Raw genomic sequence first — 19005 nt, 5'->3', positions numbered from 1 at the left:
GCTTGGTGGATGGATCAGTGACAGTTCGGGCCTCACTTCACGAAAGCCCGAACATGTCTGCCATCAAGCTCTACACCTTCTCCCTCTCCGGCCACGCCCACCGCGTGCAACTGGCGCTGTCGCTGCTGAACCAGCCGGTCGAGCTGATCGAGATGGACCTGCGCGGCGGGCAGCACAAGCGGCCCGAATTCCTCGCGCTCAACCCCTTTGGCCAGGTGCCGGTGATCGACGACAACGGCTTCGTGCTGGCCGATTCCAACGCCATCCTGGTCTACCTCGCGCGCCGCTACGGCAATGCCGACTGGCTGCCGGATGACGCCGCGGGTGAAGCCGCGGTGCAGCGCTGGCTGTCGGTGGCCGCCGGCCTGCTGGCCTTCGGCCCGGCGGCGGCCCGGCTGGTGACGGTCTTCGGTGCCGGCTTCCGGCCGGAAGAAGTCATTGCCCGCGCGCACGGCTTGCTGAAGGTCATGGACGCCGAGCTGGCTGTCAGGCCCTTCCTGATCGGCGCCAGGCCCAGCATTGCCGACATCGCCAACTACAGCTACATCGCCCACGCGCCCGAAGGCAATGTGTCGCTGGCCGACTACCCGAACGTGCGCGCCTGGCTGGCCCGCATCGAAGCCTTGCCAGGCTTTGTGCCGATGCCGGCCACCGCCGCTGGCCTGCGCGCCGCCTGAGGACCGTCATGGACACCGCCCTCACCACCTCGCCCTGGCACCGCGGCGAACAGGCGTTGCAAGCCCATGTCGGCGTGGCCGAACGCATGGCCGAAGTTGGCCCCCGCGTGATCCGCGACTTCATGCCGGACCAGCACCGGCAGTTCTACGCCCAGCTGCCGTTCATCGTGGTGGGCGCGGTGGACGCGCAAGGCAGTCCCTGGGCCGGCGTGATCGAAGGCGAGCCCGGCTTCCTGCGTTCGCCGCAGCCCCAGCGCGTGGTCGTGGGCGCGCTGCCGGCCGAGGGGGACCCGGTGCGCGCGGCGCTGGCAGACGGCGCGCCGCTGGGCCTGCTGGGCATCGAGCTGCACACCCGGCGCCGCAACCGGGTCAACGGCCGCGTGGCCGCGCTGCATGCCGGTGGCTTCTCGCTGGCGGTCGGGGAGTCTTTTGGCAACTGCCCGCGGTACATCCAGCAGCGCGGCTTTCGCTTTGCGCGCGCGCCGGGCTCGGCATCGAGCGCTGCCACCCAGCACCTGCAGGCGCTGGACGACGAGGCGCGCGCCCGCATTGCCGCGGCCGACACCTTTTTCGTCGCCAGCCATTTTCCTGGCGACGAGAAGCGGCCAAGGCCTTCGGTCGACGTCTCGCACCGCGGCGGCAAGCCCGGTTTCGTCAAGGTCGAGGGCGACCTGCTGACCATCCCGGATTTCGCCGGCAACCTGTTCTTCAACACCTTGGGCAACCTGCTGGTGAACCCGCGCGCCGGCCTGCTGTTCATCGACTTCGAGACCGGTGAGCTGCTGCAACTCAGCGGCCCCACCACACTGGTGCTGGACGGCCCCCAGCTCGCCGCCTTCCCGGGCGCCGAGCGTTTGTGGACCTTGCGCGTCGAACAGCTGGTGAGGCGGCGCGGCGCACTGGCGCTGCGCTGGTCCTGAAGCCTCAGCCCAGCAGCTTGGGCAGCATGCCGGCCACCTGCGCCAGGCACTGCTCGCGGGCCTTGTCGGCTGCGTGGCTGCGGCCGATGTAGGCGGTGACCAGCACTGGTGCCCGGCCGCCTGCGGGCCAGACCACCGCGATGTCATTGGTCGACTCATCGCCGGTGCCGGTCTTGTCGCCCAGCGCCCAGCCTGCCGGCAGGCCGGCTTTCAGGCGGTGGTCGCCGGTGGTGTTGGCGCGCATCCAGCCGACGAGCCGCTCGCGCTGCGGCGGTGGCAGAGCCCCGCCCAGGGTTACGGCCTGAAGCGAGACGGCGGCGGCCCGCGGCGTGGTGGTGTCGAGCAGGCCGGTCGGGTCAAAGTTATTCAGTTCGGGCTCGGTGCGGTCGAAGCGGCTCATTTCGTCGCCCAGCGTGCGCACCCAGGCGGTCAATGCTGCCGGGCCGCCATAGGTTGCCAGGATCAGGTTGGAAGCGGTGTTGTCGCTCCGGGTCATCATGGCCTGGCTCAGTTCGCCCAGTGACAAGCCGCCGCGGCCCAGGGCCTTCTCGGTGACCGGCGAGTAGCCGGCGAGGTCCGCCTTGCTGAACGGAATCACACGGTCCAGCCGTTCCTCGCCGCGGGCCACGCGGTCCAGCAGGCGGGCGCTGGCCAGCAACTTGAAGGTGCTGCACATCAGGAATCGTTCGTCAGCCCGGTGGCTCCAACTGCGGGAGCTGCCGGTGTCCTGGATGAAAACGCCCAGGTGGCCACCGCTGGCTTTTTCGATGGCCTGGAAGCGCGAGCTGACCCAGTCGTCGAGAGAACCTGTTGGGGCGGAAGCTGAAGTTTTCGCGGAGGCGAGCAGTGGTGTGGCGGCGAGGGCCAGGGCTTGCAGACAGTGGCGGCGTTTCATGGGCAATGAGCTCAATGGGTTGAAGTGCATGGGACGCGACGATAGGGGCCGGGCCGCCGCCTCACAATCGCGAATATTGCAGCTCTGACCCAAGGAAAACTTGGGACTCTCTCATGGACCTGCCGCTGAACGCCTTGCGCGCCTTCGAGGTGTCTGCCCGTCACCTGAGCTTCACCCGCGCAGCCGGCGAGCTGAACCTCACGCCCACCGCAGTGAGCCAGCATGTGAAGAACCTGGAGTCGCGCTTCGGCATGGCGCTGTTTCGCCGCTTGCCGCGCGGGCTGGCACTGACCGAAGAAGGCCAGGCCTTGCTGCCGGTGCTGGCCGAATCCTTCGAACGCATTGGCGGCACGCTGGCCACCTTGCGCGAAGCTCGCCCGCGCGAGGTGCTGGCGCTGGGCGTGGTGGCCACGTTTGCCATCGGCTGGCTGCTGCCTCGGCTGCAGGGCTTCCAGCAGGCTCATCCGTACATCGACCTGCGCCTGTCCACCCACAACAACCGCGTGGACCTGGCCGCCGAGGGCCTGGACGCCGCGGTGCGCTTCGGCGACGGCCACTGGCATGGCACCGAGGCGCTGCCGCTGATGCGCGCGCCACTGGCGCCGGTGTGCGCACCGGCTTTGGCCACGCGCATCCGCACGCCACGCGACCTGGGCCGCGAAACCCTGCTGCGTTCCTACCGGGCCGATGAATGGCAAACCTGGTTCCGTGCCGCAGGCGTCGAGCCACCGGTCGTGCGCGGCATGGTGTTCGACGCTTCACTGGCGCTCGCCGAAGCGGCGGCGCTGGGCGCTGGCGTGGCGCTGCTGCCTGTGGACCTGTTCATCCGCGACCTGCGCAACGGCCGCCTGGTTCGCCTGTTCGACGTGCAGATCGACAGCGGCCGCTACTGGCTCACGCGGCTGGGTTCGCGCAAGCGCAGTGCGGCTTTGCAGGCCTTCGAGGCCTGGATCAGCGCGGAGTGTGACGTGCTGTAGAGCCCTATAGTTTTCTATAGAGCTCTATAATCGACTCTAAAGCTGAAGCCCGAAATGGAAATCTTTCACCGTACGGCACTCGCCGCGGACATGGCGGGCAAGGTCATGTTCTTGTCACCCACGTCGGCATCGAGTTCAGGCCTCTTCCTGGCCGCGCCTCGTCGCACCGGCAAGTCCACCTTCCTTCGTGAGGACCTGCGCCCTCAATTGGAAGCCAAGGGTGCACTGGTCGTCTATGCGGATCTGTGGGAAGACCGCAAGGCCGACCCGGGCGATGTGATCGTGCATGCCGTCAGGGCCGAGCTGGCCAAGCATGACGGTGTCGTCAAGCGACTGGCCAAGGCCGCTGGCATGGACAAGGTGGCGGTGGGCGGGGTCTCCTTTTCGCTGGATCGCGTCGGCCTGGGTGACGGCGTTTCGCTCTCGGCCGCGTTTGCGGCCCTGTCCGACGAGAGCAAGCGCACCATCGTGCTGATCATCGATGAGGCGCAGCACGCCATCACCAGCGACAAAGGCAACGATGCCCTGTTCGCGCTCAAGGCGGCCCGCGACGAACTCAACAGCAGCCGGCATCACGGTCTTCGCATCGTGGCCACTGGTTCCAATCGAGACAAGCTGGCCATGCTGCGCAACAGCCGTGACCAGGCCTTCTTTGGCGCGCCACTGGTGAACTTTCCGGCACTCGGTGCCGACTACGTGCAGTGGTTCTGCGAACGCACCGATCTGCCCGCCGAGCTCGACGCTGCCAAAGTGCTGGAATTGTTCAGCCGGGCATCCTTCCGCCCGGAATTGCTGGGCGCAGCCGCAGACATGCTGCGTTTTGCTTTTGATCTCCAGCCCGCAGACGTGTCCGCACAGTTCACCCAGGCCGTGGAGGCGCAGATCGAGGCCAGCAGCCATGAACTGCTGCGCGTGGTGCACAGCCTGACGCCGCTGCAATCGGCCGTGTTGCGGGTGCTGGCTGCGCGCGGCACCGACTACGCGCCGTTCGAGGCCAACACGATTGGCGCCTACCAGGCCGTGCTGCAGGCGACAGGACAGTCCGCAGACGCCAAGGCAGACGTTCCCGGTGTGCAGCAGGCCTTGCTGGCGCTGCAGGAAAAGTCGCTCGTGTGGCGGGCCGCGCGAGGCGTGTATGCGCTGGAGGAAGCGTCGCTCAGCGAGCTGATGGCAGCCGACGGCCTGTTGGCCGTTGTGCCTGCGGCGGCTAGCTAGCTGGCGGGCTTGTCGGTTCAGCCGGCGCGGGCGACCTGCGCCGCGCTGTCCTTGACCGTTGGCTTGGCCGTGGCGCGGTGGCGCGTGGCGGTCTTGCCGGTGCCGGTCCTGGCGGGTTCTGCTGGCGTTGTGTCCGCCGGGGCGTCGGCGTCCAGGCTCAGGGCCAGCGCGCCGGGTGTGACGGCTGCCTTTGCGGGTGCCGCGGTGGGCGCTGCGCCGGCAGGGGTGGCCGCGCCGACCTTGCTCGCCGGGGTGGCGGGCACCGGCGGGCCGTCCAGGCGGATCACGCGGCTGGGCGCTTCGCGGTTGTCCAGCGCTGCCCAGGCGGCCTGCGTGTGTTCGGCCCAGTCGTCGGCAGAGCGGATGATGCTGGGTTTGATCAGCACCACCAGTTCCTTCTTCTTGCCAGCGTTGTTGCGGTTGCCCAGCACGGTGGCGGTCAGCGCGTTTTCGGCGCTGCCCGGCAGGCCGGAGGTCTGGCGCGTGGTCTCCATCTGCATCAGGCCGCCGATGGCGACGATCTGGCCGTCCGGAATGCGCACCACGGTATCGGTCTCGTTGGTGCTGCTGGAGGCCAGCGGCAGCTTGTAGGCGCCCAGCGAGCCCAGGTCGATCTGCTTGGAGCGTTCGGCCACGCTGCTGACGGAGGGGTGCACGTGCAGCGTGATCATGTTGCCGGCGTCGATCTGCGGCGTCACGTCCAGCGCAATGCCGGAGAAGAAGGGCGTCAGCGTCAGCGTGGGCAGCGTGGTCTGGCCGGCACTGGTGCCGGTGGACGTGGTGACCGTGCCGCCGGAGACGCCGGTGACGAAGAAATCGTCCGTGCCGACCTTCAGCACCGCCTTCTGGTTGTTCAGCGTGGCCAGGCGCGGGCTGGACAGGGTCTGCACCTCGCCATGGGTTTCGAGGAAGCCCAGCACCGCGGCAAAGCCGTTGGTTGCCAGTGACAGGCCGAACAGCCCGCCACCCGCGCCGGGCAGCGCCATCGCGTCGGTCGCCAGGTCGGCGGCCTGGGTCAGCGTGGGCAGGCCGTTGTTGTTGACGAGCAGCGGGTTGCCGCCGTAGCCGCTGGTGTTGCCTGCCGCACCGCGGCCGCGCAGCACCGACCAGTCGATGCCGCTCTGGTAGCCCTCGCGCAGCTCCACGGTGACGATCTTCACGTCCAGCATGACCTGGCGTTCGATGGCCATGCGCGCGGCGCTCAGCATGGTTTCGACCTGGCGAAGTTCGTCGGGCATGGCCCGCACCGCGACCATGCCGGCCTGCGGGCTGAGGATCACGCTGCGGCCACCGGCCGTGCCGATCATGGTCTTGATGGCATCGCCCAGCTCGCCCCACAGGTCGCTGTGCGACTGGGTCGTCAGCTGCGTGCTTTCCATCTGCGTGCTGCTGTTGCTGCCGTTGCCGTTCGAACCGTTGTTGCCGTTGGCATTGCCGCTGTTGCCGCCGCTATTGTTGTTGTTGTTGTTGCCGCTGTTCTGCGCGGTCGAGCTGCCCGAGCTGACGCGCACTTCGCTGCGGCCATTGCGCTGGGTCGGCAGGTAGTTGACGACGAACACCCTCGACTGCATGGTCGGCGGGTAAACGGTGATGCGCCGGCCATCGACCTTGATGTCGTAGCCGTACACATCGCGCAGCGCTTCCAGCGCCTCGCGCATGGTCACGCGGCGCAGCGTCACCGAGATGCTGCCGGCCAGCTCCGGATGCGTCAGCATGTTGTAGCGCCCATCCGCGGCCAGTGCCAGGAAGACGTCGCGCGCCGGGGCGTTGTTGACGATCAGGTCGAAGCGCGGCTCGCTCGGGGCGGCGGCCACGGGCGGCGCTGCCACCGGCGCGGCAGGCGCCGGTGCGACGGCCACCGGTGCGGCAGGGCGCGGCGTGGTGGCGGCTTCATTGGCCGGGTTCTGCAGCACCGCCTGGAGCGGGGTGGTGCGTGGCAAGGCGGTGGGCCCGTCGGTGGCCACGCTGGCGCAGCCACCAAAGGCCAGCAGTTCGGCCATCAAGCCAGCCAGGCCCAGCAGGCGCGGCAGCGCGGCAAGCCGCGGCGGGCTGGCCTTGGCCGGGTGCAGGGGCGAGGGCAGGGCGGGCGATTTCATCGGGTCTCCTCCAGGGCGGTGCCCGGCGGGGTTTGCATGGGGTCGGCGGCCGGTGCGCTTTGCGCGCCGGTGGCGGATTTGCGGCCGGCCTTGAGGCCATTGATCGAGGCGGTCTTCACCGGCGAAGCCGGCAGCACCTGGACCTGGGGGTACAGCGGCAGCTTGCGCAGCACGCCGGCTTCGCGCAGCCACACCGCCGTCGGCTCGATCTTCTCGATGCGGGCCTCGCCGACGTAGTCGCCCACGCCGCGCAGCCAGCCGCGGTCCACCAGGAAGGGCTTGTCGTTGATCACCAGGCGCTGGGCGAGTGCGGCGCTGAGCAGGTCGCCGCTGCTGGCGGGGCCGGCATCTGTGCTGGCCGAAGCGGGGGCGGCCGGTGCGCGGGCTGCGGCGGGCGCAGCGGTCGGGTCGCGTTCGGCGGTGAGCTCTTCGGCGTGCAGCGGCTGGCTGGCCAGCGCATTCAGCAGCACCAGCGTCGACAGCGCAATCGCCCAGCCCCAGGCCCAGCGGCTGGACAGCTTGGGCACCACGCGGCGGCCCTGTTGCGGATGCACATGGCGCAGGCGTTGCAGTTCGTTGGTGTGGCTCATGCGTTGCTCCCGGCCAGCCACAGTTGGATGGACATGACCGGCGGGCTGGTGTCGGCGTCCAGGATCAGGGTGCCCCAGCGCAGGCCGGGCAGTTCGTGTTCAAGTTCGATCAGGAAAGCGCGCAGGTCGGCAAAGCTGCCTGACACGCTCAGCTGTGCGCCCTGCCAGGCCGGCAGGCCTGCGGGCGCGGAAGGGGCGGCGGCAGGCGCCAGCGGCGCAGCGGCGGTGGGTGCCAGCGCGGCGGAGGCGCTGGGCGACATGGCCATCACCAGCGCGGTGGCGTCCAGGCTGCGGCCGCCGGGTTTGGCGGTGGCGCCATCGCTGCTCGGCCGGGTGTTCAGCCGCACCAGCGTCACGCCGCGGTGGTGCTGCAGCACTTCGGCCAGCAACTCGGGCAGGGCGACGCGGGTGTGGGCGCCTTCAGGCGGCTGCAACTGGGCGCTGAGGCCGGCCTGAGCGGCGCGGGCTTCCGCCAGTGCGCGCTGCAACTGGGCCAGCTTGCGCCCGGCGTCATCGGTGGCGCCTGACAACTGGCCGGGCAGGTGCGGCAGGCTCAGGCGGGCCAGTTCCTCGCGCTGCACGGCCAGCTCGGCCTGGGTGCGCTGCAGCTGGCTGCGCCAGCCGGCCTGCTGCTGCAGGCTGGGCGCAATCACGGCCTGGTCGGCAATCGCCATCATCACCACTGCCAGCGAGCCGAACAGGAAGGCCCGCTCGCGCAGGCTCATCGCGTCGATGCGCGAGGCCAGCTTTTGCAGGCGCTTGGGCGTCTTCATGGCTGGGCTCCGGTGGCAGGTGTTCCGGCTTGCACCGGGTTGTGCGAGGCGTTCAGGCGGAAAGCCCAGCCCGGGCCGCCGCTGGGCAGCGGCTCGCTGCGCAGCGGGCTGTCGGCACTGCCGCCCAGGGGCGCGAGCGCGCTGGTGGCGGCGTCCAGGCTGTTGCCGGCCTGCAGGCCGGTGGCGCCGCCGGTCGGCGCATTCGCCAGCTTCTCCACCCGCACCTGGGCCAGCGGCTGGCCGGCCAGCAGCGGCTCGGCCGAGAGGCGGCGAATCCAGCCCTGCAGCGCGTTCGGGTCCAGCGTCAGGCCGTTGATCTCCAGCTGGCTGGGGGCCACCTGCAGCCGGGTGATCCAGGCCGGGCCGGGCACCGTGCGGGCCATCAGGGCCAGCACGGCAGAGTGGCTCTGGCCGGGGCGCAGGTAGGTGCCTTCGGTGGCGGCCAGCTGTTGGCGCAGCAGCAGCGTGTCGGCCTGCACGCGGGCCAGTTCACGTTCCAGCTGCGCCGGGTCGTTGCGGCCATGGGCCGTGCTCAGGGCCTGGTCCAGCTGCTGTTGTTCCGCGCTCAGCCACCGGCGGTTTTCTTCGTAGCTGTGCTCGCGGGCCTGGGTCTGCCAGGCGACCCAGCCGCAGAAGCCGGCCAGTGAAACGGCCAGCACGCCCAGCGCCTGGGCCATGGCCCTGGCCGAGAAGTGCAGCCTGGGCTTGAGCAGGATGGGGGTGTAGAGGTTGATCTGCTGGACCATGGCTCAGGCCTCCGGGCGGTCGCGCAGCAGCGCGCCCAGCAAGCTCAAGGGCGGCAGCGTGCCGGCCGGGCGTTCGCCCAGGTCCAGGCCGGCAGACAGGTCCAGCGGCAGCACGCGCAGGCCCAGCTGTTCCTGCAGGAAGCTGGCGGCGACCACGCTGGCCGCGTGGGTGGCTTCGCCGGGCGGCTGCAGCATCAGCAGCGAAAGCGGCAACTGTGGCCACGAGCGTTCCCACACGTCGAACGAGCGCTGCAGCTCGATCACCATGCGCGGCGTGTCGTCGGCCGCGAATTCGATGGCGGCGCTGGCTGGCGTGTAGGCCGCGGTGGCGGCCGGCGAGAACGCGGCGAGGCCGTCGTCGGCGCTGAGCAAAGGGTCGTCGAACGAGAAGCTGCGCGGGGCGTCATGGGGGAGGTCGGCTGCGATGTCGCTGCCAGCGGCCACCATTTGCGCGTCGCCCAGCATGTAGTGATGGGCCGTGCTGTCGGGCGTCGCTGGCAAGGCCGGTGCAGCGGTGGCCGCGGGCGCCGCGGCGCGCTCGGCCCGGGCCAGCAGGGCCGGGTCCCATTCCAGGCGGCGGCTGTAGTACAGCTCGCCCCCGGCGCAGATCGTCAGCAGGCAGGTCTTGTGGTCATGCACGGCCAGGCAGGCGGTGGCGCGGTCGGCTAAGTCCATCTGGGTGGCGGCGGCATGCTGCAGGTTGCGCTGCGCGTTGTCGGCCACGTCCACCACGGCCAGGCGCCAGCCGGCGCCGGTGGCCAGCGCGGCCGCGGCGGCCACTTCCTTGTTCGGCGCGGCCACCACGAACATCTGCTCATGGCCCTGCACCTGGCTGCCGGGCTGGCCCAGGCGCATGACGTCCAGCGTCACGTCGTCGATGTGGCCGTTGACCATGTCCTTGGCGCGCCAGCGAGCGGCTGCGCGCAGTTCGTCGGCCGGCACCACCGGGGCTTCGATCTGCAGCAGCTGGTAGGCCTGCAGCGGCAGCACGGCGGTCGCCGGCGAGCCATTCGGCAAGCCCAGCTGGCGCACCGCGCGGGTCCATTCGGCGTCGGTCTGGCCGTCGCGGGCCAGCTCGCCATGCGAAGCCAGGCGCAGCCGGCCGCCTGCCGGCTCTGCGCGCAGCCAGGCCAGGCCTTCAGGCGTGCTGCAGAACACCAGCCGGTCTTGCCGATTTCCGCGGGCGTTGCGTTGCCAGGGCCAGCGCAGCTTCATCTCAGGTGCTCTCGTCCGTGGAAAGCGCTTGCATGGCGCCGCCATCCGGGCCTTCCCCGGCCATCACAGGCGTTGGCATCATCCACAGGCACAGCCAGCCGACGATGGCCGCTTGCAGCGCGTATTCCAGCCAGCGCGCGGACGCGCGCGGCCGGGCCGTCGAAGGCAAGCGGGCAGGGCGAAAAACCGAAAGGGCGCGGAAGGCAGGCATCACGAGGACCGGGTTGACTGCATGAAGGAAGTGCGCGCCCAGGGCGCCGCACGAGAGGTACTGCTTTCCCGGAATTTTGCGGACCGGCCGCGAAAGCGAAGCCCTGAAAAGGGGCGCGAACGCGGGCAGATCCGGGCCTTGGGGGCTAGCATCAAGCCCTTGCCGATCACGGGGAAAACCCATGTCCAAGCTCAAGTTCCTGCGGCTGGCGGCCAGCAGCATCGCGCTGACTCTTGGCGCCTCGGCGCACGCACAGTCAGCCGCGGCCGTTGCACCGCCAGCCTACGACCCGGTGCTCGCCGCCAAGCTCGGCGGCAACGACAATGGCATGCGCCAGTACGTCCTCGTGATCCTGAAGACCGGCCCGAACCGCGTGCCAACTGGCCCGGAACGCGACGAGATGTTCAAAGGCCACTTCGCCAACATGAAGCGCCTCTCAGACGCCGGCAAACTCGCCATCGCCGGCCCCTTCGACGGCGCCGACGGCTGGCGCGGCATGTTCATCTTCGCCGTGCCCACCGTCGAAGAAGCCAGAAGCCTGGTCGCCACCGATCCGGTGGTCATCCAGGGCGAAATGGTCCCGGAATTTCACGCGCTGTACGCCTCGGCGGCGCTGATGCTGGTGCCGGACGGGCATCTGAGGCTTTCGAAACCGGCGCCAGCTCAGTAGTTTTCGCGCGAGAAGATCAGCGGGTCCGCGCCGCGATACAGCCCGAAGCTGGCGCGTGCGGTGGGGTCCTTGTCGGTGCCCGCGCCGCACCAGGCGCCGCGCAGGTAGGCCAGGCTCGCGCCTGTGCTGGCGGCGTCGCCGGTGCCGGGCGTCCAGGGTTGCAGGCAGGAGACGTCTGCTGCTGTGCTGCCCAGGCTCAAGGCCACGTCGACGCTGCCGCGGTGGGTGGCGGTGGGCGCGTTGAGCACCAGGCTGGCCTGGCCGGCAGACAGCGTGATGCTGGTCGTGGCAAGGTTGGTGTCGGCGGCGGTGAGGGTCTTGCGGTAGTTGCCGAAGTTGACCGCGGTGGCCGGCACTTTGGTGCAGCTGTCCAGCGTGTTCGGTGCCCAGGCGCTGCCGTTCCAGTACTGGGCCTGCAGCGGCATGCTGAGTGCGCGGTCTGCCGCGCCAATGGCATTGAGGAGCCTCAATCGGCCGTGGCGCAGCACGATGCTGGCCAGCTGCGTGTGGTCGCTGGTCCCGTCGGCGGGCAGGTTGGTGTCCAGGTCGTAGGCGAGCATCTTCACGCCGTCGCTGTCGACCGGGGCGATGCCGAAGCTGGCGCTGAACGGGCCATCGGCCGGTGTGGTGCGGCTGACCTGGGCGCTCAGCTGCACGTTGCTGGCCACGCCGTTGCTCCAGCTGCCGCTGCCGGCCGAGACGCTCAGGCGCGCTGGCGAGCCGGTGGTGGCGAAGGCGGCGCTGTTGCCGCCACCGCTGGCGCTGGCCACGCCTGCCAGGTTCCAGCTGCCGGCACTGCCGGGGTCCAGCCTGGCGAAGCTGCCGGTGTAGTTGGCGGTGGTGGCGCCTTGGGCGTTCTGCGCGGTGAGGGTGAAGCCCAGGCGGAAGGGTTCGTCCAGGTAGTTGAAGCCGGCGGCCGGGCTGCAGGCGGCGGCAGGCCGGTAGCCCAAGCTGCCGCCGCTGAGGGCAAAGCCGGCGGGCACGAAGCGGCCGATGCGGGCGTTCTGCGTGCCCGCGTTGTTGACCACCACCGCATCGAGGTTCAGCGCACTGCCCAGGAAGCCGGTGACCACGCCGACGGTGTTGAGCAGGAAGCTGCCCACCTCGCTGTAGCGCAGGTTGCCGGCGGTGGCGCTGCCGCCGCTGAAGTTGCCGGCGGCGAGCGCCCCATTGCCGAGGCTGCCCAGCGTGCCGCCAGCGGGGGTCTGGCTGGCAGCGGCCGGGCTGAGCGTGACCGGGCTGGCAAAGCTGGCGGTGCGGCCGCCGGCGGTGAGCTGGGCCTGGGTGGCCGAGCTGGCGGGCGAGCCGGTGTTGCCGGCATCGGTGCCGTTTGCTGTCATGCTGCCGTCCCAGGCGTAGGCGGCCACGGTGGCGGCGAACGCGGCGCCTGCGGGGGCGAAGACGGCATCGGTTGGCGCGGCGCCATTGGGGTTGTGCAGGCTGCCGTAGTCCAGGCCCGAGACCAGGATCACGAAGGGCCGCACGGTGAGGATGTTGCTGGCGCCGGTGATGGCAGTGGCGGCATGGCTCAGCGAGTCGTCGCGCACGTTGAGGCTGTAGCGGCCGATGTCGGTGCTGCCCAGGTTGAAGCTGGCCACGCCGCTGGTGAAGTTCAGTGCGAGGTTGCTGGCCGCCGGTTGGGTGGCAGGGATGCTGAGGGCTGGCGAAACGATGCTGGGCGCCGTCCAGCTGCCGGTGGTGCCGCTGTCGGTGCGCCAGAGCTTGAGGTTGCGGCTGCCGCTGAAGTCGGTGGCCACGCCGCAGCTGCCGGTGGTGGGGTCCTTCTTGAACAGGCTCAGCGTCATGTCGTGCGGCCGGCGGGCCACGGCCACGTCGCTGCCGGCCACCTTGTTGGCCAGGTCCTCGGCGAAGACGAAGGCGTTGTCGCGGAAGGCGATGGGGCCCACGCTGTTGGCGGTGGCCGGCAGGGTGCTGTCCACCGCGCCCAGGCTCACGTCCTGCGCCAGCGAGTGGCTGAACTGCAGGGTCGCCTGGCCGGTATCCGCGGTGCTGAACATGTAGCTGGCGGTGCCGTCATTGGCCGTGCCGTTGGCCAGCGTGCCTTGCGGCGGGCTGATGCTGCCGGCCGACCAGTCGCCGCGGTTGCTGCTGCTGCTGAGGTTGACGGTGCCGGTGTAGCTGGTCAGCAGTGCGCTGCAACTGGTGTTGGAGCAGGCACGCAGCGTGATGCTGGCCGGCGCGCAGGTGGAGCCGCTGCTGCTGCCCGCGGTGATCTCGATGTGGTCCAGCGGCGGCGGGCAGCCGTGTGTGGCGTTCATCGTGAGCAGCACCTCGGCTGCACTCAGCTCGTAGTTGTAGACCTGCACCTCGTCGATCAGGCCGGCAGCCGAGTTCGCGGTGGCGCCAGCGGGCAGCGCGGTGCTTCGGTTGTCGCCAATGAACAGCGAGTTCAGCGTGGTCGAGAGGCTGCCATTGGTGGTGCCGTTGGTGGTGGCGCCCAGCGTGCCGTTGACATAGATGCGCAGCGTGCTCTGGTTGGTGCCGCTGGCCAGGCGCCAGGTGATGACCACGTGCACCCAGGTGTTGGCCGCGGTGGTGCGGGTGGCGGTGGTGGCCACCAGCGCGGTGCCGGCGTCATCGGCCACCGCGAAGCGCAGGCTGCCGGTGCCGTTGCGCATCAGGTAGAACGGGTAGCTGGCGGAGGCGGTCGCATCCATCAGCATCGCGGCGGTGCCGTTGTTCCACGCGGTGTCCTCGCGCAGCCAGAAGGCGATGCTGCCGCTGGCACCGACCGCGCTGTCCACGTCCAGCGCGGTGTCCACCGCGTTCACCGTGCTGCTGGTGTTGGCCGGCACGTCCAGCGAGCGGCAGACCTGCGCGATCGAGCTGGTGGCGGTGGCGCTGCCCACGCGCACGCCGTTGTAGCCATGGCCGGTGCTGTCGGCCACTTCGCCTGCGGTGCCGTTCCAGGTGCTTTCGTCCATGCGGTACTCGGCCAGCTTGGTGGGCGTGCCCGAGGGCAGGAACCAGCGGATGGCCGAGCCGTTGGCGTTGTAGCCGCTGTTGAAGGAGTACAGCGTGTAGTCGCTGCTGTTCACTTCCACGCCGATGGTGGCGTTCGAGCCCGAGGCGTTGGCATTGCCGTACTGGTACTTGAACTCGCCGCTTTCGTAGAGCACGGCCTGGAAGGTGTAGGGCGTGGTGGTGTTGTACTGGTAGACGTTGTTCCAGCTGACCACCAGCCGGCGGTTGGGCGCGCTGCCCTTGAGCTCCCAGGTCACGCCGCCACTGGTGGAGCGGCCGGGGTCCAGGTCGGTCCAGTAGACCAGCAGCACCGCCGTGGGGGTGGCAGCGGCGCAGCCGGAACCGTAAGCGGCGGGCGCGGCCACCGGCAAGGTGGTGTTGGTGTAGGTCCGGTGCAGGCCGGCATCCGGGCCGAACTGCAGCATGCCGTTGGCCAGCACGCGCACGCTGCCGTAGCTGCTGCCGGCGAAGGGGAAAGTGAATCCCCCGGTGAAGCTGATCGTGGCCTTGTCGTCGTCGTTGGGATAGCCGGTGCAGCTCTTGTCCCAGGTGATGGTGTTGGCCGCCGATTCCCAGCTGTAGGTGTCGCTCCTGAAGGTGTACGTGGCGGCCTGGGCAGGCATCAGCGCCAGGCAAAGCCAGGCCATCGCCAGCCACCGCGCCAGCCCGCCACAACGCGGGAGGAAGAGGAAACCGCCTGGTGTCATGGGCATGCCTTGTCCTCAGGGGCGGGCCAGCGTCCAGCTCAGCTGGCGCTCGACATAGACGGCATTCGGCGTGCCGGTGGCCGGGCAGGCGCCGCCGCTGGGCAGGTTGCAGGCGGTGGCGGTGAGCTGGTAGAAGGCCAGGTTGGTGGCGCCATCGCTCACAGTGCCGCTGGTGGGCGTGCGGCTGCAGACGACGGTGACCGTGAAGCCCGAGAGCGTGCCGCCGGGCACGAAGCTGGTGGTGACCGGGCAGGCCGGGGCGGCGGCCGGCGCTGCCGGGTTGCGCATGACCTGCCAGGCGCCCCATTCCAGCCCGGCACGCGCGGCCTGCATGGCCCGTGCGCTGTTCAGGTCCATGGCCGAGCCCAGGGCCTGGCGCTGGCTCAGCGCGGCCAGCGCGGTGCCCAGCGCGGCGAGGATCACCAGCACGAAGATCATCGTGACCATCGTGAAGCCGCGCTGCGCAGCTTCGCGCTCAGGGCAGGTTGTCGATGTGGACGGCATGGTGCAGGGAGACGGTTTCGGTCCCGCTCGTCGTGGTCGTGCTGAGTTGCAGGCGCAGGCTGACCAGCGCCGCGCGGGCGGCCACGGCCACCGCGTCCATGCTGAACTGGCAGGCGGTGACGCCGCTGGCCAGCAGCGCGCTGCTGCCGCCGCTGGGAGGGTCCGGCTGGGCGGCGTTGAAGCCGTAGCCGCTGTAGCGTGTCAGCGTGCCGGCGGAAAGATCACAGCGGAAGGTGACGGGGGCGTTGACGACGAACCCGCGGAACGGGGCAGCGTAGTCGGACACCGGCAGGCCGGCCACTGACGAAATCGTCAGATGCGAGACAGAGCCGGCGCCGGAGCTGATGCTGCGGCGGTTGGACGCGGCCTGTTCGGCGGCGCTGCTGCTGGCGGCGTAGGCGTCCGAGCCGGTGATGCCGGCGCCGAGGTTGTAGACCACGAACCACTGGTTGGCGGCCAGCGCGATGGGCGGGCCCATCAGGTCGAAGTCGGTGTCGGTGACGCCGAACTCCAGCGCGCCGCTGCCTTCGGTCATGAAGCGCGCGGCGGCCGTCACCGGGATCAGCTCGACTTCGGTGCCGGCGCTGTTGACGCGCACGCTGTTGGGCAGCGAGGCATGCAGCTCGCGGCCGATGCGGCGCAGCGCGCCATCGGCGGTGTCGGCCAGGTTGGCGCGCGCATTCGCCGAGAGGTAGCCCAGCACCGGCACCGCGATGAACTTGGCAACGATGCCGACGATGATGCCGCTCAGCACGATGACCATCACGGCTTCGATCAGCGTAAAGCCACGTTGGGCATGACGGTGGATCGTGCGGCCACAAGGAAGCGCCGGGCCGCCCCAAGCTTCCTTGACCCCCTCGGGGGGCGGGCCGAGCGCAGCTCGGACCTGGGGGCACTGTTCAAAGGCCGGCATTGGGAGAGTGGCGGGTGCGGAAGCCGTCCAGCGTGACCTGCACGCCGTTCGGTCCGGTGACGGTGACGGTGATCTGCAGCGCCTCGCTGCTGGCCACGCTGCCCAGGGCTGCGTTGGCCACCTTCACTGCCGCGGTGTAGGTGGACAGCCCGGGCACGGCGTTGCCGCTGATGTCGGTGATGCCGCTGAGCGTCAGGCCGTTGTAGTCGTTGACGTTGTCGAACTGTGGCGTGCCCGAGCGCTGCTCGCCGCCTTCCGGGCCGATGACCTCGACCACGCTGGCGCAGCCGGTGGTGCTGGTGGCGGTGTCGACGTTGGCGTCGTCCGGGTCGCACCAGGTGAAGGGCATCAGCTGCACCTCTTCCATCAGCGACTCGGCCACGGCCAGCGCCTGGCGCTGCAGTTGCGGGTCCGCACTGGCGCGGGTGGCCTGGATGAAGACCTGCAGGATGGCGGTGAGCGCAATGCCCAGCACCATGATCAGCATCACCAGCTCGATGAGCGACAGCCCGCGCTGGCCCGTCTGCAGCTGCAGGCGGCCGGGGCGGTCGGCATGGCGGAGGGCGGAATGGGCAGGCAAGCGCACGGTGCCAGCATGCTAGGGCGGCAGCCGCTGCGGCAGTGCCTCAAGAAAGCACGCGAACCAGGCCTGTTTCGGTCTCGATCTGCAGCACGCGGGCGGTGCCGCTGCCGAGCGTGAAGGTCATGGTCAGCGTGCCGCCGGTGGAGCTCACCGAGGCGCCGCTGTTGCTGGCGTTGAAGGTGATGCTGCGGGTGCCGGACTCCAGCATGCAAGGGCTGTACGCAGCTGGGCACGCGAGACTGGCAATGCTGCCGCCAGCCACGTAGGCCACGGTCACGCCGGTCGAGGTCAGCGTGGCCACCACCGGCCGCCGCTGGGCCAGTGCCACGCGGCGCGCGCTTTGCAGTGCGCTGGCCACGTTGTCGGCATAGGCCATGACCTGCCAGTTGCCCACGTCAGGGAACTTCGGCAGCGCCACCACGGCCAGGGCCGCGGTGATCACCATCACCATCACCAATTCGATCAGCGTGAAGCCGGCGCTGCGGATGCGCGATGCAGGGCGCATGGCAGTCAACAGCGGGCTTCGTTCAGGCCAGGACCAATCAGAGGATGCCGATGGCCTGGAAGGTCGTGGTGTTGCTGGTGGAGGTCTGGGTCAGCGTGCAGTTGACCGTGGTGTCCACTGCCACGGCAGCAGCGGTGATGGTGTAGCCGGTCGGAAGGGTGTTGCCTTGCATCGAGGTGGCCACGTCGGTGCAGTTCGCCACGGCGTTGCCGTTGGTCGCCTTGGCCTTGCGGCTGGCGTAGTTCACAGCCGAGGCCGAGCTCAGCGAGCCGGCCACGCCAGACAGCGCGGCGGCCTTGGCGTCAGAGCCCAGGTCGATGAACTTCGGGATCGCGACCGAGGCCAGCACCGACAGGATGACGATGACCATCACCAGTTCGATCAGCGTGAAGCCGGCGTTCAGGCGCAGCGGTTGCAGGTTGCGGGTGCGATGGCGGGTGTGCATGAGTGAGACCTTTCGAGTCGCGCGGCGGGCGGGCCGCAAAGGGTTTGGATCGCCGACCTCGCCCAGGGTTGATGGCAGCGTGAGCCTGTTATCGGCGGGCCTTTGCCCGGCTTGAGGGCGCGCTTGCATTCAGGATGAATGTCCCATGGCGGCCTGGCCCATGCCCCAGAGCGGCATGAAAACGCCGAGTGCCAGCACCAGCACCATGGCACCGATGACCAGCAGCAGGATGGGCTCGATCGCCGAGGACAGGCCCTTGATCGCATGGTCGGTCTCGCGTTCGTACATGTCGGCAATCTCGACCAGCAGCGTGTCCAGCTCGCCGGTTTCTTCGCCCACGGCGATCATCTGCAGCACCACCGGGGTGAACACGCCCGCGGTGGCTGCGCAGCGCGAGATGCTTTCGCCGCGCTCCACGCCGTCGCGCATCTGCTCGACACGCGAGCCGATCCAGGCGTTGTCCACCGTGCGGGCCACCACTGTCATGGCCTGGCTGATGGGCACGCCGCTCTTGGAGGCCATTGCGAAGCTGCGGGCGAAGCGGGCCAGCGTGGCCTTCAGCACGATGGGGCCGATAATGGGCAGGCGCAGTTTCTTCCGGTCCCAGAGGTAGCGACCCTCTGGCGTGGCGAGCCACTGCCGCAGCAGCATCACACCGCCGACGCTGCCGGCCAGCAGCAGCGGCCACCAGTGCACCGTGAAGGACGACACGCCCAGCAGCACGCGCGTCATCAGCGGCAGCTCGGTCTTGAAGCCGGCGAACATCGTGGCGAAGGTGGGCAGCACGAAGATGTTGATCACCACCAATGCCGCGACGATGGCGATGCCGACCATCATCGGGTAGCGCAGCGCCTGCTTGATGCGGGCGCGGGTGTCCAGCTCGAATGCCATGTGGTCGGCCAGGCGCTGGAAGACCTCGGTCAGCTTGCCGGTCATCTCGCCCACCTGCACCATGGCCACATAGAAGGCGCTGAAGATGTCCGGATGCCGGGCCAGCGCGGCCGAGAGTTCGCGGCCCTGGTCCAGGCTGGCGCGCAGGTCGGCCAGCAGCCGGGTCAGCGCCGGCTTGTCGGACGAGGCCTGCAGGCCGTTGAGTGAGCGCAGCAGCGGCACGCCGGCCTTCTGCAGCGTGTAGAGCTGGCGCGACAGCACGAGGGTGTCTTCGCCGGTCACCTTGTTGCCCAGCAGGGCCTGCAGCGCGGGCGAGCCGGTGGATTCGCCACTGACGGCGGCGGCCAGCTCGGTGAGGGTGACGGCAATCGGCGTGACGCCGCTGGCCAGCAGCTGGTCGGCGACGATGTTGTCGCTCTCGGCCTCGCTGTTGCCGGTGATCAGTTCGCCGCGGCTGTTGCGGCCGCGCCAGGCATAGGTGGCCATG

General features: G+C 69.6%; 19 protein-coding genes. 5 read left to right on the top strand and 14 right to left on the bottom strand.

What is annotated here, in order from left to right; genetic code table 11:
- The first annotated feature begins 53 nt into the window (after positions 1-53).
- The gene (locus AC3WR5_RS02320; RefSeq protein WP_492481537.1) at positions 54-677 is read left to right on the top strand and encodes a glutathione S-transferase family protein; all 624 of its coding nucleotides are present in this window, start codon (positions 54-56) and stop codon (positions 675-677) included.
- 8 nt (positions 678-685) lie between these two features.
- Positions 686-1597 (top strand): flavin-nucleotide-binding protein, encoded by a 912-nt coding sequence (locus AC3WR5_RS02315; RefSeq protein WP_492481535.1) that lies wholly within the window; start codon positions 686-688, stop codon positions 1595-1597.
- Positions 1598-1601: 4 nt separating this feature from the next.
- On the opposite strand, the gene bla is transcribed toward AC3WR5_RS02315, so the two are convergent.
- Entirely contained in the window at positions 1602-2492 is an 891-nt protein-coding gene (gene bla, locus AC3WR5_RS02310; protein WP_492481533.1) for a class A beta-lactamase, read from the bottom strand.
- Between the two features lie 113 nt (positions 2493-2605).
- On the opposite strand from bla, the gene AC3WR5_RS02305 reads away from it, so the two are divergent.
- Entirely contained in the window at positions 2606-3469 is an 864-nt protein-coding gene (locus tag AC3WR5_RS02305) for a LysR family transcriptional regulator (RefSeq protein WP_231012257.1), read from the top strand.
- Positions 3470-3523: 54 nt separating this feature from the next.
- Positions 3524-4684 (top strand): ATP-binding protein, encoded by a 1161-nt coding sequence (locus AC3WR5_RS02300; protein WP_492481531.1) that lies wholly within the window; start codon positions 3524-3526, stop codon positions 4682-4684.
- 17 nt (positions 4685-4701) lie between these two features.
- On the opposite strand, the gene AC3WR5_RS02295 is transcribed toward AC3WR5_RS02300, so the two are convergent.
- Genes AC3WR5_RS02295 through AC3WR5_RS02270 form a run of 6 tightly spaced genes read right to left on the bottom strand, consistent with a single transcriptional unit; the run spans position 4702 to position 10498 of the window.
- A complete protein-coding gene (locus tag AC3WR5_RS02295; RefSeq protein WP_492481530.1) occupies positions 4702-6780 on the bottom strand; it encodes a secretin GspD/PilQ domain-containing protein in 2079 nt (692 codons plus the stop codon).
- The gene (locus tag AC3WR5_RS02290; RefSeq protein WP_231012265.1) at positions 6777-7370 is read right to left on the bottom strand and encodes a hypothetical protein; all 594 of its coding nucleotides are present in this window, start codon (positions 7368-7370) and stop codon (positions 6777-6779) included. Before AC3WR5_RS02290 ends, AC3WR5_RS02295 begins: the two co-directional genes overlap by 4 nt.
- Positions 7367-8143, bottom strand: coding sequence for a hypothetical protein (locus tag AC3WR5_RS02285; protein WP_231012267.1), 777 nt, complete (start codon positions 8141-8143; stop codon positions 7367-7369). Before AC3WR5_RS02285 ends, AC3WR5_RS02290 begins: the two co-directional genes overlap by 4 nt.
- Positions 8140-8889 (bottom strand): PilN domain-containing protein, encoded by a 750-nt coding sequence (locus tag AC3WR5_RS02280; protein ID WP_492481527.1) that lies wholly within the window; start codon positions 8887-8889, stop codon positions 8140-8142. The genes AC3WR5_RS02285 and AC3WR5_RS02280 overlap by 4 nt, the downstream gene beginning before the upstream one ends.
- 3 nt (positions 8890-8892) lie before the next feature.
- Positions 8893-10104: a hypothetical protein gene (locus AC3WR5_RS02275; protein WP_492481525.1), complete on the bottom strand. Its 1212-nt coding sequence runs from the start codon at positions 10102-10104 to the stop codon at positions 8893-8895.
- Position 10105: 1 nt separating this feature from the next.
- Entirely contained in the window at positions 10106-10498 is a 393-nt protein-coding gene (locus AC3WR5_RS02270; protein ID WP_492481523.1) for a hypothetical protein, read from the bottom strand.
- On the opposite strand from AC3WR5_RS02270, the gene AC3WR5_RS02265 reads away from it, so the two are divergent.
- The gene (locus AC3WR5_RS02265) at positions 10497-10985 is read left to right on the top strand and encodes a YciI family protein (protein WP_492481521.1); all 489 of its coding nucleotides are present in this window, start codon (positions 10497-10499) and stop codon (positions 10983-10985) included. The genes AC3WR5_RS02270 and AC3WR5_RS02265 overlap by 2 nt on opposite strands.
- Here the strand turns inward: AC3WR5_RS02265 and AC3WR5_RS02260 are convergent.
- The 7 genes from AC3WR5_RS02260 to AC3WR5_RS02230 all read right to left on the bottom strand — a co-directional run bounded on the left by AC3WR5_RS02260 (position 10979) and on the right by AC3WR5_RS02230 (position 19004).
- Entirely contained in the window at positions 10979-14683 is a 3705-nt protein-coding gene (locus tag AC3WR5_RS02260) for a LamG-like jellyroll fold domain-containing protein (protein ID WP_492481519.1), read from the bottom strand. The two genes, AC3WR5_RS02265 and AC3WR5_RS02260, sit on opposite strands and share 7 nt — an antisense overlap.
- A 9-nt stretch (positions 14684-14692) precedes the next feature.
- A complete protein-coding gene (locus tag AC3WR5_RS02255; RefSeq protein ID WP_492481517.1) occupies positions 14693-15181 on the bottom strand; it encodes an agglutinin biogenesis protein MshP in 489 nt (162 codons plus the stop codon).
- Positions 15153-16094 (bottom strand): type II secretion system protein, encoded by a 942-nt coding sequence (locus AC3WR5_RS02250; protein ID WP_492481515.1) that lies wholly within the window; start codon positions 16092-16094, stop codon positions 15153-15155. The genes AC3WR5_RS02255 and AC3WR5_RS02250 overlap by 29 nt, the downstream gene beginning before the upstream one ends.
- Positions 16081-16674 (bottom strand): type II secretion system protein, encoded by a 594-nt coding sequence (locus tag AC3WR5_RS02245; RefSeq protein ID WP_492481513.1) that lies wholly within the window; start codon positions 16672-16674, stop codon positions 16081-16083. Before AC3WR5_RS02245 ends, AC3WR5_RS02250 begins: the two co-directional genes overlap by 14 nt.
- Positions 16675-16720: 46 nt before the next feature.
- Positions 16721-17182 carry a prepilin-type N-terminal cleavage/methylation domain-containing protein gene (locus AC3WR5_RS02240; RefSeq protein WP_141290004.1) on the bottom strand — a complete coding sequence of 154 codons (462 nt, stop codon included), beginning with the start codon at positions 17180-17182 and terminating at the stop codon, positions 16721-16723.
- Between the two features lie 37 nt (positions 17183-17219).
- Complete coding sequence (locus AC3WR5_RS02235) at positions 17220-17627, bottom strand: type II secretion system protein (RefSeq protein ID WP_141290005.1); 408 nt, start codon at positions 17625-17627, stop codon at positions 17220-17222.
- Positions 17628-17756: 129 nt separating this feature from the next.
- On the bottom strand, positions 17757-19004 hold the full coding sequence (locus AC3WR5_RS02230; RefSeq protein ID WP_141290006.1) for a type II secretion system F family protein: 1248 nt from the start codon (positions 19002-19004) through the stop codon (positions 17757-17759).
- Position 19005: the final 1 nt, after the last annotated feature.

Source organism: Ideonella sp. FW305-24 (genome assembly GCF_058788035.1).
This window is presented reverse-complemented; position numbering and strand designations above follow the sequence as displayed.